This window comes from Cryobacterium sp. TMT1-2-1, assembly GCF_004403955.1.
GTDB lineage: Bacteria > Actinomycetota > Actinomycetes > Actinomycetales > Microbacteriaceae > Cryobacterium > Cryobacterium psychrotolerans.
Map to the genome: position 1 here is coordinate 19489 of NZ_SOHC01000066.1, position 16382 is coordinate 35870.

Sequence of the window (16382 nt, forward strand, 5' to 3'; positions counted from 1 at the left end):
CGCCGCGATCATGCTGATCGCCTCACTCCATAGGGACAACGATGACCTCAGGCGGAGAGTCCAATCTCGCTCTGCAACTGGGATTGTCCCGTTAAGCCGGAGATCAGATCAGGAGCTTGTGAGCGATGCAAGCGAGACCCCAGAAAACGGCCGCGACGGCGGAACTGGCTGATCCAAAATGCTTACCAAATCTGCTCGCGGAACGGCACCCGCTCGTCTTGTCGACATCACTAAGACTTCAATTGCCCGGGTTTGTGTTCTGTCCATCGCCCATCGAGCGACCAAAATGGTTCGTAGCGGGTCGCGTGGCAAGGGTTGGAAAATTTCTCTCCCCAAAACAATTGCCACAAAGAATCTATTGGTGCTTCTTCCTCCTTTACGAACAGACCCGTCGATGAACTGGCGCTTGTTCGACGACAGAGGTCCTGGCAGCCGTTTCTTTTTCGATTGCGCTGTGTCACGATCGATTGAGGGCTGGCCTGCTTTTTCGGAAGGACTTTGATGACAACGAAGCATCAAATTGGTCAGGTGCGAGCCCGCCTCGGACTACCTATTCGCTCCGACAACGCCCAATCAACGGGCCGGATCGATGAGGCGGTGATTGACTTCACCGACGCGGCTGCAGTCCAGTCAGGTGAAGTCGTCGATGATCCGCCCGCCCAGAGGGCGGGCTCGTGAGAAATGGCATCTCAAGCCTGGACCGCATGAATTTCGCGCCGTGAACCAAGTAGGCATGCATGCCCATGGTGCTGACTTCGGCGAGAACAAGCGCGAACCGCGCGCCAACCATGGCACCGGCCTTACTAAGGAGCAAGAGGATTTCCTAGTCGAGAACGGAATATTCACCCGCGAATCACTTGCCGAAACTAAGGCGGCCATCGGTCGAGGCGAACTTGCCGAATCAGAGCGACGGACACGGCAGGAAGGCATAGACGCGTCAGAAACTGCGACCCAGGTCGCCACACGACTTCACATCGCTCTCCACGAAGTCGACGTCTGGCGCGAGCGAGGCGATCTCTTCGCGTTCGTCGCGGACGGCACGTTGCACTATCCAACCTGGCAATTCACTGACGCTATAGATCGCCCCGTTTTGCCACATCTCGCCAAGTTGACGGCCGCCCTGCCAGACGACATGCATCCGGCCGGCATTCTGGGGTTCTTCTCAACCCCGCAGCGAGGCGCGGGAATGAACGGTCAGCCAATGACGCCTGGGCAGTGGCTAATTCGAGGCGGTGACGTCCAGACTCTCACGGACATTCTCGATAGCTTTCTTATGTCTTGATGAGCAAGAACCAATGAGCCGTTGTCTCGACGGGCTGAAAGGTGGCCCGCTACCGAAGGTGAACGCCTGCGGTAATCGTACTGAGGCCCTTGGACCGACGAGTTTCTCACTGATTCAAGCGCTCATTCCTGGGGGCAGAATGCGGGCGTGAGACCGGAGTCGACGAGATCAGGGTTGATAGGGATATGCAGGGCCGGCTGCTTTGTCTACCGGAGATGCAACCATGAAAGTAATCCGCTGGAAAACGCCATGGCCAGTGATACAGATCTCTGAATCTGAGTGGGTCGTGATGCCTGATCCCCCAGCACGACCTGTCGCCCTCGTGCGGTACCTGGACAAAAAGCACGACAAGAGTTATCGGTCGTCCTGTGGGCGCCGGAGTGGGTCGACAGGCGGCTGTCCGACTACTTCCCCGTCCTTGGAAATGGCCGACCCGGAGCTAATTCTTGATGCCTAGGCTTCACTCGCCCGGGACTTGTCACGGGGTCCTCCGCCCAAGACTCCGGTCTCGTTTGAAATGAGGGAGGCAGCCCTCCGGCGTTTCCTCCCACCGGTAATGTTTAGTTGACACATTCGCAACTGAATACGTCTTTGACGCAGGAGACTAAACCATGCCACCGACCACCAAAGAGGCGCAGCGTGCTGAGCTGCACAAGACCATCTGGCAGATCGCCACTGATCTACGCGGTTCCGTGGACGGCTGGGACTTCAAGAGCTACGTGCTTGGCATGCTGTTCTACCGATTCATCTCAGAGAACCTCGCCGCCTACATCAATAAAGGGGAACACGACACGGGCGATGCGGAATTCGACTATGTCAGGCTTCCGGACGATCAGGCGGAATCAGCCCGCGGCGAGGTAGTTGCCGAAAAGGGTTTTTTCATTGTCCCAAGCGAGCTGTTCTCTAACGTGCGACAGTTGGCAAAGGATGACGAGAACCTAAATGAGACGCTCGAGCGGGTTTTTAGCAACATCGAAGGATCGGCGCTCGGCACTGAGAGCGAGAATGCTCTAAAAGGCCTGTTCTACGACCTAGATGTCAATAGCAACAAACTTGGTGCGACAGTTAGCAAACGCAACGACAAGCTCGTGAAGCTTCTCGATGCGATCGGGAATCTTCCACTCGGTCGGTTCGAAGACAACTCAATCGACGTGTTCGGTGACGCTTATGAGTACCTGATGCAGATGTATGCCGCCAACGCCGGCAAGTCTGGCGGTGAGTATTACACCCCGCAGGAAGTATCCGAGCTCTTAGCCCGCATTGCGGTTCTGGGAAAGACGCAGGTTAACAAGGTCTATGACCCGGCGGTCGGTTCGGGCTCGTTATTGCTCAAGTTCGCGAAGGTGCTCGGCAAGGAAAATGTCCGGCAGGGTTTCTACGGCCAAGAGATCAACCTGACCACCTTCAACCTGGCGCGTATCAACATGTTCTTGCACGAGATCAACTATGCCGACTTCAATCTCGCGCACGGCGATACCCTCACTGATCCCCATCACTGGGATGACGAGCCGTTTGAGGCGATCGTTTCCAACCCTCCGTACTCCATCAATTGGGAGGGTGACGCCAACCCGCTTTTTATCAACGACGAACGGTTCGCGCCCGCGGGTGTTCTGGCACCGAAATCGAAAGCGGACCTCGCCTTCACAATGCACATGTTGAGCTGGCTCGCGGTCAACGGCACGGCCGCCATCGTCGAATTCCCCGGTGTACTTTACCGAGCAGGGGCAGAACAAAAAATTCGGAAGTACCTCGTCGACAATAACTACGTCGATACCGTAATTCAGCTTCCGCCTGATTTGTTCTTCGGCACTCCGATAGCGACGTGCATCCTCGTGCTGAAGAAGTCAAAGGCTGACAACGATGTGTTGTTTCTCGACGCTTCAAAGGAGTTCAAACGAACCGGCAGCAAAAACAAACTCACCCTTGAGCACCAGCAACACGTCCTTCGCGTGGTGGAAGAGCGCCAAAGCGTCCGACACTTTGCACAGCGCGTGTCCAATGGCGCCGTCGCCGCAAACGGCTACAACCTCGGGGTCTCGTCGTACGTGGAAGCCGAGGACACCCGTGAGACCGTCGACATCACGGCGCTGAATGCTGAAATCGCGCAGATCGTAAAGCGTCAGAGCGAACTGCGCACATCGCTTGACAATATTGTTGCCGATTTGGAAGTGGGGGGACATGCGACTACCTGAATTGCTTTCACGAGTCCCTGCCACGACGGCCTCCCAAGTTGAGGGGTTTCTCGGTGGCAACACATTGCGCTGGGGAAAGCACAAGCGGATTCGCGTCGGAAAAGTGTTCCATAACTTCCACTGCCGCCAATGTGGGGACCAACGAACTTTTGTGTCCGGAGACGAGTTGGACTGCCTCGGCCTAGGCGACGAGCAGGTGAGCATCGATGTCACCCTACAATGCCTCGAATGTCAGACGTCGGTCGAAGCGTGGTTCCTCGTCGCCAGCGATGGGCCAATTGCAGGACCGTCGCCGACCGTGAGAGTCGAGCGATACACGGAGCATCTGCGTGATCGGGCCGAACGCGTCGGTGAAGCAGGAGGCCCCTTCTCAGACCTCGTCAGGCGTGCAAACCTCGCCTACGAGAATGACCTAGGTGCGGGTGCCATCATCTACCTCCGCAAAATCTTCGAGACGCTGACTTGGGAGGTTGCGGAGATTGCCGAGATCGAAACGCTGAAGCCGAATGGCAGGCGTCGCTCATTTGCCGAAGTTCTTAGGAAGGTGAACGACAAGCGCAACATCATTCCTCAACGTTTCTCGAGTGACGGCTACAAGCTATTCAGTGAGCTGAGCGAGATTATCCATGGCGAGTCGAGTGAAGAAATAGCCCTTCAAAAGTTCGAGCCATGTCTACGGTTGGTGCTCGGGGTTGTCGAGGAAATATACCGCGACAATGTTTTTGCACAGGCGATCGAGGACCTGGGGTGGAACGTGGACAACATTGACGCAATTGCTGGCGAGGAAGTTGTGTCATGAGTCGAATTGATGAATTAATCGCAGAGCTGACTCCGAGTGGCGTCCCCTATGTTCCATTGTCGAAAGTTGCCGAGTTCTCCACCACTCGCGTCGACGCGTCCGATATTGATGACACCTCCTATGTGGGAGTAGACAATCTCGTCGCGCTCAAGGGCGGGCGCGTGGATTCGAGCTACCCACCGAACACCGCGCGACTGACCGCCTACGAGCCTGGAGATGTCCTGCTCGGCAATATCCGCCCCTATTTGAAAAAGGTGTGGCTTGCATCCAATAGTGGCGGCTGCAGCAGCGACGTCCTCGCTATCCGAATCAAACATGAAGCGCGGCATTCGCTCACTCCCGCCTATGTCTACTATGTCTTGTCCTCCGACGATTTCTTCGTGTACAACACGCAGCACGCGAAGGGTGCGAAAATGCCGCGGGGCGAAAAGGCCGCGATTCTGGGATATCGAATCCCCGTACCGCCGCTGGAGGTTCAGACAGAGGTTGTGAGGGTGCTTGATCAATTCACTCGGCTCGAAACGGACTTGAGAGCGGAGCAGCAGGCGCGTCTGGCACAGTACGAGCATTACCGTGCCGAGTTGATACGCAACATTCCAGGGGAGACCGAGTGGCGCACTCTCGGTGCGGTAGCAAACGTTCGCACTGGGCAAGCACCCCCAGACGGAGTTCCAGCAGAGTCTGGCGAGTACTCCTTTGTGAATGCCGGAACCGCCGAATCGGGTCGCTCGCCTCTGCAGAACACGGATGGCGACGCGGTGACGATCCCATCGCGTGGGCAAGGCGGTGTTGGTGTTGTTGGATACCAAAGAGAGCCGTTCTGGTGCGGACCTCTGTGTTACCGGATTTGGAGCACCAACGAAGTTGTCAGTACTCGTTTTCTATATCACTTCTTGAAATCAATTCAGCCCTCCATTCGCGGCCTCCAGCAGACGGGGGGAACGCCGGCACTGAATCGCAAGGAACTAGTGCTCGTCGCGGTGCCCGTCCCGGCAATCGAGGTTCAGAAGCATATTGTTAATGTGCTGGATCAATTCGATGGGCTGGTCAATGACATCGATGGCGGAATTCCCGCAGAGATTCGAATGCGGCGCAATCAGTACGAGCACTACCGCCATCGTCTACTCCGGTTCAAGGAGCTCGAAGCATGAGCGATTCCCTCGCGCGCAAGTACAATCCGATCGCCGTCTCCGCTGAGAGTACGGTCGTGACAGAGTACGTCGCTGATCCCGCGAGTGCGACGTCGTATCAGTCCGAAGCAGACCTAGAGCGCGAGATGGTGCGTCTGCTGCAGGGCCAGGCGTATGAATACTTGCCGATCAAGAATGAAAGCGGGCTGATTGCGAACCTACGCGCCAAATTGGAGGCACTCAACAATGTGACCTTCACGGATCGCGAGTGGGATCGCTTCTTCGCAACGAAGGTTGCCGGCCAAAACGACGGCATCATCGAGAAAAGTGTCCGGGTCCAAGAAGACCATGTTCAGACCCTCATGCGTGACGACGGATCGACGAAGAACATCACGTTGATTGATAAGAAGGACATACACAACAATCAACTTCAAGTGATCAACCAGTATGGGGTCGAGCAAGGGGAAAGCGGCGGACGGTACGCGAACCGGTACGACGTAACAGTGCTGGTCAACGGGCTCCCAATGGTGCATATAGAACTCAAGCGCCGTGGCGTCGACATCCGTGAGGCGTTCAACCAAATCGACCGATACCAGCGAGATAGCTTCTGGGCCGGCTCTGGCCTGTTCGATTATGTCCAGCTGTTTGTGATCAGCAACGGCACCTTGACGAAGTACTATTCCAATTCGACTCGTTCGAAGCACATCAAAGAAGCATCGAGTAAGCAAGTAAAGGGCAAGAAGTCCAGCAACTCGTTCGAGTTCACTTCTTGGTGGACCGACGCGCAGAATAATCCGATCCAAGAACTGACTGCGTTCACGAAAACCTTCTTCGCCAAGCACTCGCTGCTAAACACCTTGACCCGCTACTGCGTGCTAACTGTAGACCGGGATCTCCTGGTGATGCGTCCGTACCAGATCGTGGCTACTGAGCGAATATTGCAGAAAATCGAGATCTCGACCAATTATCGAAAACTTGGCACGATTGACGCCGGCGGCTACGTCTGGCACACCACGGGGTCGGGCAAGACCCTCACTTCCTTTAAGACGGCGCAGCTGGCATCCAAACTGCCCGATGTCGCAAAGGTCCTCTTTGTTGTTGACCGCAAAGACCTGGACTATCAGACGATGCGCGAGTACGACCGTTTCGAGAAGGGTGCTGCGAACTCGAATGCATCGACCGCTGTGCTGAAGAAGCAGCTTGAGGATCCGAACGCGCGGATCATCATCACAACGATCCAAAAGCTATCGACCTTCGTCAAGTCCTCCAGCCGTCACGAGATCTATTCCGGTCACGTAGTGATCATCTTCGACGAATGCCACCGGTCGCAGTTCGGCGACATGCATACAGACATCACCCGAGCATTCAAGCGCTACAATTTGTTCGGTTTCACTGGAACGCCGATATTTTCCAAGAACGCCAGCAGTGGCGGCAATCCGCAACTCAAGACCACGGAACAGGCTTTTGGGGAAAAACTCCACACATACACGATCGTCGACGCAATCACTGATCAAAACGTTCTGCCGTTCCGAATTGACTACGTTAACACCGTTCAGGTCGGAGCGGTCGTGGACAAGGACGTTTCGGGTATTCAGGCTGAAATGGCCCTTCTCGACGAGCGCCGGCTTAGCAACATTGTGCAATACATCCTCGAGCACTTCGACCAGAAGACAAAGCGCAACGTTGGGGGCTACGAACACTCAATTGTTGCTAACGTCGCCGAGTCGGTGCGGTCGCGTCGGGCCGTCGAAGCCGTCCGAGAGAAGAAGCGTCTCCGCGGCTTCAACGCTCTGTTCGCAACAGCCTCAATCGATGCGGCGCAACGCTATTACCTGACCTTCAAAAGGCTCCAGGGATCACTCACGCCAGATCAGCGACTCAAGATAGGTGTCATCTTCAGCTATGGCGCCAACGAAGCAACGAACGACGGCATCTTGGACGATGAAGCATTCGATACCGACGCGCTTTCCGTCAGTAATCGAGATTTCCTCGAGTCGGCCATTCGTGACTACAACGAGATGTTTGATACGAGCTACGACACAAGTGCCGACAAGTTCCAGAACTATTACAAGGATCTCTCTCAGCGGATGAAGAACCGCGAGATAGACCTCGTCATTGTAGTCAACATGTTCCTGACCGGTTTCGACGCCACCACGATGAACACACTGTTCGTCGACAAGAACCTGCGCTCGCATGGCCTAGTTCAGGCCTACTCGCGCACCAATCGCATCCTGAACTCCGTTAAGACTTATGGCAACATCGTCACGTTCCGCAACCTCGAGGATGAGACGAATGCAGCACTAGAGCTGTTCGGAAATAAGGACGCCCGCGGCGTCGTGCTACTCAAGCCATATTGTGACTACTACAGCGAGTACTCCGAGAAGGTCAATGCGCTGCTCCAGACCTTCCCGCTTGGTTGGCCAATTGTCGGTGAGGCCGCGCAAAAAGAGTTCATCACGCTGTTTGGCTCAATCCTGCGTCTTCAGAACATCCTGACTTCGTTCGATGACTTCGTTGGACAGGATGCGCTTACCGAGCGCCTTCACCAGGACTACCGATCGATCTACTTGGATCTTTACGCCGAGTTCCGAAAAGAACGCGATGGTGACAAAGAAAAGATCAACGACGACGTGGTTTTTGAGATTGAACTGGTCAAGCAGGTAGAAATCAATGTCGACTACATTCTGATTCTCGTAGAGAAGTACCGCGCAGAGTTTGGCAATGGCGAAGACAAAGAAATTCGCGCTCGAATCGCGCGCGCGGTCGATGCGAGCCCAAGCCTGCGTAGTAAACGCGATCTGGTCGAGAGCTTCGTGGACTCGGTTTCCGTGGACGGTACCGCAGACGTGCAATGGCGAGCATTTGTAGAGAAGAAGCGCGAGGCAGAACTCGAGTCGATCATTGGGGAACATAAGCTCAAACCCCTTGAGACCCACTCGTTCATCGACGCGGCGTTCCGTGACGGCCAGTTGCGCACGACCGGGACCGATATCACAAAGGTTTTGCCGCCTGTTTCGCGCTTCAACCTTGAAGCAGGACACAACCAAAAAAAGAAATATGTTATCCAAGCTCTGACGACATTTTTCGAGCGGTTTTTGGGACTTGCCCCCGGTGTTGACGAATAGCCTCATTGGCTGACACGATCTGCGTCTCGCAGCAGTAGCTGTTGGTGGTGGAGGCATTTCATGGGCGCTTCCGCCCCAGACGTTAGGAGCGCCATACTTGAGGCGATCCAGGAGGTGGAAGGCGTGAACACATCACTCAACTCGGCTCCCGCGGAGAGAGACAACAGAATCTATTCGCTTGTCGAGGAGCGCGTGTTAACGCCGACCCAAAACAGGGCCAGTAGTGCCGGGCGAGTTCTAGGTCTCGTCGCAACACTCCACCAAGATTTGGAGTGTGAAGATGGCCAGAAGTGGGCGCAAGAGAAACCTCAACCGCGAAGACGAGTACTGGAAGAGACGCGGATGGGTGAGCTGGAATCCGAACGTGCCTCGGAGCCTACGGGTCGGTCGCGCGTTCCGAGAGCTCTCCCATCTTCACAATATGTCGTGAGAGACTCAATGACGGGAGTAGACGACAAATGACCGAGGATCCCGCACCGACTAATTCCGCCGACGGAATCACTTCGAAGCCTTGGCTCGAAGCGACGACCGATGATGCGCTCGACGACAGAGTGCTGCTGGCGAACGGCTATCAGGGTTCGGAGGGCAAGACCGACAGTCTCGCCATCCGACGTGGTCCCGGTCAGCAGCTTGGCCCGCTTGAGCGCGTCCTGGTCGACATCGATTGACGTGATGACCATGGCGCGTCCTCGGGCTATAGACGATACAAGTCTGGCTTGGATTGCCAGTTACGCGCGTGCTGTGCTCAATTCCGTAGCTGATTAGCCGCGCTGCGATGCGCGCGCGAACCGGATACGGTTTGGTCATGCAACCCGACTTGCTTAGCGCTCCCCCAAACTGTGAGCAGTGCCTAGTCCGGATGCTGGCCGATGGAACAACGATCAGCCCCTTCTGGCGCTGCCCGTCCTGTGATCTAGTGCGCCTGGTCTAACGCCAAACCGACACAGTCGGTACCAGACCATGGCACCGTCGTGCGGCTACGCGCCGCAATCGCAGCACTTCTATCTCCTGTTGCAGGTAGGCCCGCCGACTAGCGACCAAGCCCCCTAAACGGCTCGGAGGACGCTGTGCCTCCCGTGCGGCGCGGACCGAAGGCACACACTGTGTCGAAGAGCACTACCCGCACCACCTTCCTCGGCCTCACCGTCGTCGCATTGCTGCTCACCTTTAGTGCTCCGCACTCGGGATGGCGCCCTCACCTCGGCAGAAGAAGCAGATGGGCATATCACCTTGAAATGAAATTGCGAGGCTGTCTGTCTTCTAGAAGTCGCAGCTTCAACACGTCCACCGCGATACCGAGTTCGAGCCCGACCCAAGCTCGCACAACCATGACGCATTCAGCCCAGGTGTTCATCAAATCGACGTCATCAGCCAGCGCGCGGTTCGCGTGCTTTAACGCGTTGTATGTCTCGACAGTCTGAACAACCCACTTAGTTCCATCGAAGGGGAGGCAGTCGCCCAGGTCAGCGAGAATACGCTCGAACCGTGCTTTCAAATTGACCCTTGCCGCCCTCTTTGGATCCATGCCATCACGGACCATCAGCAGGTACCCCAAAGCTTCCACACCAGGCGCTGTGTGTGCAAGGCGTGTGTGTGGGGTTGCGTTGCGGAGATCAATGCTTGTGATCACTGGGTCGAGGGCTCGGGCGAATTCATCTCGGAGGGCTACCCAACGATCGATGCCTTTGACGCCGAGCTCCTGGTATTGCACCAGGTGCGGCGAATAGTCCTTGGGCGCTGATTTACGCTCGTCGTCCGATACGACGACCTCACGCCACAGGTCCCCATGGGACTCACCGTCAAGGTTAGTCATAGGGTCGTCTTCACGGAGAGCACGTACCGCAACACAGGATTCGGCGCGCCACCTCGAAACGACCAGCAGGTCTCGAATAGCCCTGTGGAGCTGCATGTGCACTTCCCACTCGAGCGGCTCGACGCTACGGGTGGTGCATCTCAAAAGATCGAGGAGTACTCGACGGTCACGCCCTTCCTCGGGGACGACCGCCCAACCCGACCTGAAGTCGAGGGTCATCCCTGAGTGCTCGCCCGCACTAAGGGTCGAAGTCTCGAGAGAACTCAGAATGACCTTACGAGTACCGTCGCTTCTGTCTGGCCGCTCGTCCCAAGAGGTGACGCCCAACCAATCGCGAAGCCCGGAAATTTCCGTCTGCAGCCCGTGAGGGCGATCAAACTCCCTATCTTCGCGGACGTCCATGATGGCCGCTCGGGCCCACAGCGTCCCGCTGCCAGGTCCCAGAGCATTCGCGTGATATCCGCGTGCCCAACAACGGATCAGAAGGACGAACCCATGGGAGTCGCTAAATAACACGCGTTTCGGCACAGGCTTCGACTCGGGCTGGGGTTCCTGGCTGAACCAGAATGTACTCTCGCCCATGAACCAAGCTGCATAAGGGACCTCCGGGCTTGACCACGCAACGGTAACGCCGATGCCGGCCTCGGATCGTTCAAGGATCACCTTGACCTCGGGGGTGTCTTCATAGGTGTCGAAGAAATCGCCTGTACGACGCGTCCCCATTAGCAACTCGTTTGGCACAAACTCCCCCAATTCCTGTTCTCAAACTAGCAGCAGCGGTCTGAACTCATCGAAGCAAATCGGGAACATTTGCGAGCCGGGCTTATCGCGACGATAACTCCGACCCCTGGCAGGATCTCGCCGAATGGACCAGCGCCTGCGATCGTGTCGCGCCGGGTTATATCGACGAAATAATCGGCTCTCCTGTCGTAACCGTGGGTTAAACCCGGCCGGGGAGTGCGGGTTTGTGGCCGCCGAGGCTGAGCATGGCGAGGGCGATGAGGGCGTCGGGTGATTTGAAGCCGAAGGCGATTCGGGTGAGTAGTCGGATCTTGGTATTCATGGATTCGATGCGGCCGTTGGAGAGGCCGTGCTCGATCGATGCAAGGATCGCGGCCCGGTGCTTGACGATGGAGCGTTGGAGTTTCACGAACGATGGGATTCGGCTGCAGCGGGCCCATCCGACCCACTTGTCCAGGGCCTCGGCGGCTTCGTCGCGGGGCAGCTTGAAGACCAGCCGGAGGCCTTCTTTGAGGTAGTAGGCCCGGCCTAGGGCCGGGTTGGTGTGAACGACCCAGGCCAGCTTGATCTGTTGTTTCTCGGTGAGGTTTTCGGGGTTTTTCCAGAGCGCGTAGCGGGAGTTCATCATCAACTTCGCGTGCTCGCTGTGAGGCCGGGCCGGGGCGTCGTGCACGGGCCGGCCAACCGTGCGGGACTCGTTTAGGCGGGCCTGTTTGCGGGCCTCGGTCCAGGCGGCCTTGCGAACTTCATCGAGGGCTTCCGTGGCCCACTTCACGACGTGGAACGGGTCCGCGCAGCGTGCTGCGACGACCGACGCGATCCACGCGGCCCCATCCGCGGAAACATGCGTGATCAGAGCGGATCGTTCCGCGCCGAGCGCATCGAAGAACGTGCCCAGGGTGGCCTTGTCCTGGCCGGGTGCAGCCCAGACCAGACGACCCGAATCGTGGTCCACGACCACAGTCAAGAACTTCCGGCCGCGCTTGAAGGAGATCTCATCGATCCCGATCCGGGTGAGCCCGGCGAAGGGATCATGGAGCTTTTCCGTGTCGGCCCACACCCGGGTGATGATCGCCCCGACCGTGCGCCACGCGATCCGCATCAACTGAGTTGCCGCGGTTTTCGAGGTTTGAGTGGCCAGCCACGCGACATATGAATCGAAGTGGCGGGTGTGGCCGGCCTGGTGCCTGGCCCATGGCACCGCAGCCACGATCACACCGTGCTCCCGGCACGACACCCGCGGGGCATCCGCCTCCAGAAAGACCCGGGTCGAGCCGAAATCCAATCCCCGCCACCGGCGCCGCCCCGCCCCCTCGTCGTAGCGCGGGCAGCGCTTCTGGCAGCTCCCGCACCGGTTCCGCATCGACCTGGTCAGCCGCACCGAAGCGACAAAAACGCCCGTCGAGATGTCGAGATCAACGGCCTCGACCACTGCCTTGTCGACACCAAGCAAAGTCCGCCATATTGTTAGAGACCGCACGCCGTTTTCCTGCCCTTGAGTTTCTTTCCTTTGACAGTCAGAAACCTAGACAGGAAGCGGCGTGCGGCCGTTAAGGCGCTCCGAAACACCCACGGATACAGCAGGGGAGCCAAATAATCGATCAAATGCCCATCGGCGCAGTGACGGGTTGGGGCAGGGCGTTACGGCGTCCGCTAAGGCACGAAAGTCTAGGAGGGCCGACATTGAGCCGCTGGTATCCGGGCTGCGCCCATGTCAGGACCTGTCGGAGATGAGGCGGCGGAGCTACTCAAGGGTATGGCCGGTCTGGCGCCAGGTACGCGGTGACCTCCACCCGATAACGAGCTGGTTGCGAAGGTCCTCCAAGTGCTCCGAGGCCACGAGGTCACGAGGTCACGAGGTCACGAGGTCACGAGGTCACGAGGTCACGAGGTCACGAGGTCACGAGGTCACGAGGTCACGAGGTCACGAGGTCACNTCACGAGGTCACGAGGTCACGAGGTCACGAGGTCACGAGGTCAGAATTGCGTACTTGGCCATCCAATCTCGCACGGTACAGGAATCAGCACCTGTCTCATTTCCGGTCGACAAGTGCATACCCTCGAACCCGCGAACTCTAGACAAAATGTCTCATGAGACACGCCGATGCAACATAAGTCGAGGCACATCCCCGGTCTCGTCCCGCCAGCGGTTCAGGATGCGCATTCTCAGCCCTGTCATGGTCTCCAACTTTCCTGGGTGGGGTTGCTCGGATACGACTTTCAGAAGCCGGCCTGCAGCGCGACAAAGCCGGGGAAGACGGCGAACAGGATGGTCAGCGGAAGGATGAGGAAGACGACCGGAACCAGCATGGCCACTTCCTTCTTTCCGGCCACCTCGAGCAGGTCGCGCTTGGCCTCTTCCCTGGCATCCTGCGCCTGGGCGCGCAGCACCTCGGCCAGCGGCGACCCTCGGTCCAGGGCCCCGGTGACCTGGTCGACGAAACGGGTGAGCGCGGGCACCTGCACCTGGCGGGACAGGGTGTGCAGGGCGGAGGCGAGGGGAACGCCGGCGTGCACGTCGGCCACGACCGTGGCTAGTTCACGGGACAGCTCCCCCGAACTCGTGCCGGACACCCGCCGCAGCGCATCGAGGATCCCCTCGCCCGCCGACAGCGACAGGGTGAGGAACTCGAGGATCGTGGGCAGCTCGCTTTTCATGCGCGACAGCCGCACGGTGGCGGCGCGGCGCAGGAGCTGGTCGCGGACGAGCGCCGCGCACACCCCGGCTATGACCGGGAGCACGACCTGGGCGGCCAGGGGCATCGTGCGGAACGCGGGCACCGCCAGCACGGCCACGGCGCCCCCGGCGAGGGACACGATCGCCCACACGAGTTGGTCGGAGCGGAACCGGTCGACGCTCCAGGCCGAACCCGATTGGCGGAGCCGCCGCTGGGTCGTCTCGGCCCCGCCCAGGAGGGACGAGAGCGCGTCCCTGAGCCGATGGAAGCCCGGCGAGAATAGCGTGCCGAGCACGGGAATCGGATCGACGGAGGTGCGCCCGACGAACGCCCGCGCCTCGGGCGAGAGGTCGAGCAGGTACGGCGCAAGCCTGTTGGCGAGCCGCGGCCGGCTGAGCCTCGGCGCGAGGCTCACCAGCGACCACAGTCCGACGCCGAGTGCGGTTCCGCAGAACACGCCCCAGGCCAGCTGCGCGCTCACCGGAACCACCGCCGTTCCTCGGGGAGCCGCCCGAGCCTGACCATGACGCGGTAGGCCAGGGCGGAGACGACCAGGCCGCCGAGGATCACCATGCCGCCGGCCGGTGTGTTGTACGCAAGGGCAGCCTCAGGGCGCGAGGCGAGCAGTAGGAGCACGATCCACGGCGCGGCGACGCCGAGCCTGGCCGAGTTCACGATCCAGGACTGCCGGGCCTCGACCTCCGACCGGATGGCGGCATCCTGCCGGAGCCAGGCGGCGAGGCTGCGCAACACGATCGTCAGGTCGCTTCCGCCGACGTCCCTCGCCATGCGCAGGGTCTCCAGGATGCGGTCGGCGATGGGGTCGGAGAGGGACGCCTTGAGCTCGTCGATGCAGTGTGCGAAGTTTCCGGTCGCGCGGTACTCGCGCTCGAACGTCGAGAAGGCGATGCGGCCGGCCGCCGGACCGGACTGCGCGAGGCTGCTCACGCTGTCGGGCAGGGCGAGGCCGGACCGGACCGCGGAGACCAGGTGGTCGACCACGTCGGGCCAGACCGTGCGATTGGCCCTCCGGCGAGCGCGGGCGCGCCAGGACACGAGCAGCGAGGGGAACACCATCGCGGCCAGTCCGGCCACGGCGGCGAGCGCCTGTACTCCGAGCATCGCCTGCGCGAGCGCCGCGGAGGCGAGTCCCACGGCCAGTGAAACGGCGATGAAGACCGAGACCGGGACCCCGCCGAACCCGGCTTGCGTGAGGCGGGAGCGCATCCGCGTCTGAACTCCTGCCCGGGCTGCGACCGCGGCTCTCTCGCGTGAGGGCCAGAGGAACGGAGAGGCGACGAGCAGCAGGCCCGCGGCCAGGAGGCACCCCAGTGCGAGCGTCATGCCGCTCCCCGCCGGAGCACGAGCGCCGGGTCGAGGCCCGCCGCGCGGAACTTGGCGAGCTTGGTGGGGAAGCCGCCGGTCGGCTCGAGGGTTCCCGTCAGGGCCAGGAAGACCGGGCTGGCCTCGATCATCGGGCCGGCGAGTTGTCCGCTCGGCGCGATGATCTCGGTGACCCGTCGGCGTCCGTGGCGATCTATCTCGCAATGCACGACGATGTCGATACAGCCGGCCACGGTGGGCAGCACGAACGACGAGTCGATGTTCCGGCCGGCCAGCAGCGGCAGCGTCGAGAGCTTGGCGAGGGCGTCCCTGGCGCTGTTGGCGTGGATCGAGCACATGCCGGGAAGTCCGCTGTTCAGGGCGATCAGCAGGTCGAGGCTCTCGGCCTCGCGCACCTCGCCGACCACGAGCCGGTCGGGTCGCATCCGGAGGGACTCCTTGATCAGCCGCCGCAGGGTGATCTCGCCCGTCCCCTCGAGGCTCGGCTGACGGCACTGCATGGCCACGACGTCCCGCGCCGAGAGGTCCAGCTCGAAGGTTTCCTCCACCGTCACGATCCGTTCGCCGGGCCTCGTGGACGACAGCAGGGCGTTCAGCATCGTGGTCTTGCCCGTCTGCGTGGCACCCGAGACCAGGATGTTCTGCCCGGCGAGCACGCACATCCGCAGGAACTCGGCCGCCTGCTGGGTGAGCGAGCCCAGCCCGACGAGCTGGTTCAGGTCGCGGATGCGCCGGGTGAACTTGCGGATGTTGACCGCCCAGTGCTTCCGGGTGATGTCCGGGATGACCACGTGCAGCCTCGACCCGTCGGGCAGGGAGGCATCAACGAAAGGCGAGGAGAGGTCCACGCGGCGGCCGGAGGCCTGCAGCATCCGCTCGACCAGGTCGCGCACCTCCCGCTCGGTGAGCACCATGCCGGTGAGCTCGGAGACACCGTCGCGGGCGATGAAAACTTGGCTGGGTCCGTTGATCCAGATCTCCTCGATCCCGGGGTCGTCGAGGAACGGTTGCAGGGCGCCGAAGCCGGTCAGGGAGGCGACGACCTCCCTCGCCGCCTGGCGTTCGTCGGCGATCAGCGGCAGCGAACCGCCGAGGGCGCGCTCGCTGTAGCGCTGCAGTTCGTCGCGGACGTACTGTTCGGCGAGGCTGCCGTCGGAGGCGAGGTCCACGCCCTCCCTGCGCACGCGCATCCGTACCTGCTCGGTGATGATGCGCACGGCCTCGCTCATCCCTGCATGATGCTCCACCCCGGCAATGGCCGTTGAACTTATCCACAGC

11 protein-coding genes are annotated in these 16382 nt (G+C 59.8%); 6 read left to right on the forward strand and 5 right to left on the reverse strand.

Annotated features, from left to right (window positions below):
• Positions 1–601: 601 nt before the first annotated feature.
• From E3T33_RS12085 to E3T33_RS12110, 6 genes are all read left to right on the forward strand, one after another.
• Positions 602–1282, forward strand: a complete 681-nt coding sequence (locus tag E3T33_RS12085) for a hypothetical protein (RefSeq protein ID WP_134575375.1) — start codon at positions 602–604, stop codon at positions 1280–1282.
• 611 nt (positions 1283–1893) lie between these two features.
• Positions 1894–3474: a type I restriction-modification system subunit M gene (locus E3T33_RS12090; RefSeq protein ID WP_134575376.1), complete on the forward strand. Its 1581-nt coding sequence runs from the start codon at positions 1894–1896 to the stop codon at positions 3472–3474.
• Positions 3475–3670: 196 nt separating this feature from the next.
• On the forward strand, positions 3671–4273 hold the full coding sequence (locus E3T33_RS12095) for a hypothetical protein (protein ID WP_134575378.1): 603 nt from the start codon (positions 3671–3673) through the stop codon (positions 4271–4273).
• Entirely contained in the window at positions 4270–5424 is a 1155-nt protein-coding gene (locus E3T33_RS12100) for a restriction endonuclease subunit S (protein WP_134575380.1), read from the forward strand. The genes E3T33_RS12095 and E3T33_RS12100 overlap by 4 nt, the downstream gene beginning before the upstream one ends.
• Entirely contained in the window at positions 5421–8528 is a 3108-nt protein-coding gene (locus tag E3T33_RS12105; RefSeq protein ID WP_134575382.1) for a type I restriction endonuclease subunit R, read from the forward strand. The genes E3T33_RS12100 and E3T33_RS12105 overlap by 4 nt, the downstream gene beginning before the upstream one ends.
• A 458-nt stretch (positions 8529–8986) precedes the next feature.
• On the forward strand, positions 8987–9196 hold the full coding sequence (locus E3T33_RS12110; protein WP_134575384.1) for a hypothetical protein: 210 nt from the start codon (positions 8987–8989) through the stop codon (positions 9194–9196).
• A 557-nt stretch (positions 9197–9753) separates the two neighbouring features.
• On the opposite strand, the gene E3T33_RS12115 is transcribed toward E3T33_RS12110, so the two are convergent.
• The 5 genes from E3T33_RS12115 to E3T33_RS12140 form a co-directional block, all read right to left on the reverse strand.
• The gene (locus tag E3T33_RS12115; protein ID WP_347233208.1) at positions 9754–11064 is read right to left on the reverse strand and encodes a HEPN domain-containing protein; all 1311 of its coding nucleotides are present in this window, start codon (positions 11062–11064) and stop codon (positions 9754–9756) included.
• A gap of 217 nt (positions 11065–11281) precedes the next feature.
• Entirely contained in the window at positions 11282–12562 is a 1281-nt protein-coding gene (locus tag E3T33_RS12120) for an ISL3 family transposase (protein ID WP_134575388.1), read from the reverse strand.
• Positions 12563–13302: 740 nt separating this feature from the next.
• Entirely contained in the window at positions 13303–14241 is a 939-nt protein-coding gene (locus E3T33_RS12130; RefSeq protein ID WP_134474530.1) for a type II secretion system F family protein, read from the reverse strand.
• Complete coding sequence (locus E3T33_RS12135) at positions 14238–15104, reverse strand: type II secretion system F family protein (RefSeq protein ID WP_092325178.1); 867 nt, start codon at positions 15102–15104, stop codon at positions 14238–14240. The genes E3T33_RS12130 and E3T33_RS12135 overlap by 4 nt, the downstream gene beginning before the upstream one ends.
• Positions 15101–16333, reverse strand: coding sequence for an ATPase, T2SS/T4P/T4SS family (locus E3T33_RS12140; protein ID WP_134575392.1), 1233 nt, complete (start codon positions 16331–16333; stop codon positions 15101–15103). Before E3T33_RS12140 ends, E3T33_RS12135 begins: the two co-directional genes overlap by 4 nt.
• Positions 16334–16382: the final 49 nt, after the last annotated feature.